The following is a 465-nucleotide window of genomic DNA, read 5'->3' on the forward strand; positions in this document are numbered from 1 at the left end:
AGCCTGGCCGTGCAGCCCGACGGCAAGGTACTGGTGGGGGGCGCTTTCACCCAGCTGGGCGGCCAGACGCGCAACCGCCTGGCCCGCCTCAACGCCGATGGCTCGCTGGACACGGGCTTTGATCCCGGCGCCAACGGCCCGGTGTACGGCCTGGCCGTGCAGCCCGACGGCAAGGTACTGGTGGGGGGCGCTTTCACCCAGCTGGGCGGCCAGACGCGCAACTACCTGGCCCGCCTCAACGCCGATGGCTCGCTGGACACGGGCTTTGATCCCGGCGCCAACGGCCCGGTGTTCAGCCTGGCCGTGCAGCCCGACGGCAAGGTACTGGTGGGGGGCGATTTCACCGAGCTGGGCGGCCAGACGCGCAACCGCATCGGCCGGTTGAGCGTGCCCGAGGCTGCCTTGCAGGCGCTGGAGCTGTTGCCAGACCGCGCCCGCCTGCGCTGGTGGCGCAGCGGCAGCGGG

1 protein-coding gene is annotated in these 465 nt (G+C 72.5%); it reads left to right on the forward strand.

Going from position 1 to position 465, the window contains the following annotated elements:
- On the forward strand, window positions 1–465 hold a 465-nt coding region (locus JHD63_RS22860), incomplete at both ends, for a delta-60 repeat domain-containing protein (protein ID WP_198973103.1).

The organism is Xylophilus sp. ASV27 (genome assembly GCF_016428875.1).
Classification (GTDB): Bacteria; Pseudomonadota; Gammaproteobacteria; order Burkholderiales; family Burkholderiaceae_C; genus Xylophilus.